The organism is Rahnella sp. PAMC25617 (genome assembly GCF_050606005.1).
GTDB lineage: Bacteria > Pseudomonadota > Gammaproteobacteria > Enterobacterales > Enterobacteriaceae > Rahnella > Rahnella variigena.
In genome coordinates this window covers 1-369 of sequence record NZ_JBOCUM010000311.1, presented here as the reverse complement: position 1 = coordinate 369, position 369 = coordinate 1, and the positions used below count along the sequence as shown (strand labels likewise).

1 pseudogene is annotated in these 369 nt (G+C 41.2%); it reads left to right on the top strand.

Annotated elements, in window-relative coordinates:
- Positions 1-116: 116 nt before the first annotated feature.
- A pseudogene (locus ACM615_RS24440) lies at positions 117-369 on the top strand (DNA topoisomerase III); the annotation flags it as partial.

The window sequence follows — 369 nt, the reverse complement described above, 5'->3', positions numbered from 1 at the left end:
CGCAAGAAGTCACAAACGAAATCATCACACGATTGAAGAAATAATCCGCCATTAGAACCGCATCTCCACGTCTGCTATAATAAAAGGATGGATAGAAGAAAGAGATGTAAAATCTAGTGTCAAAAACAGTTGTATTAGCAGAGAAACCTTCAGTCGGACGTGATCTTGCACGTGTACTGAAGTGTCATAAAAAAGGAAATGGCTTTTTAGAAGGAGATCAATACATTGTGACGTGGGCGCTTGGCCATTTGGTCACACTGGCTGATCCAGAAGGCTACGGAAAAGAATTTCAATCCTGGCGTTTAGAGGATTTACCAATCATTCCCGAACCGCTTAAGCTTGTGGTGATGAAAAAAACAGGCAAACAAT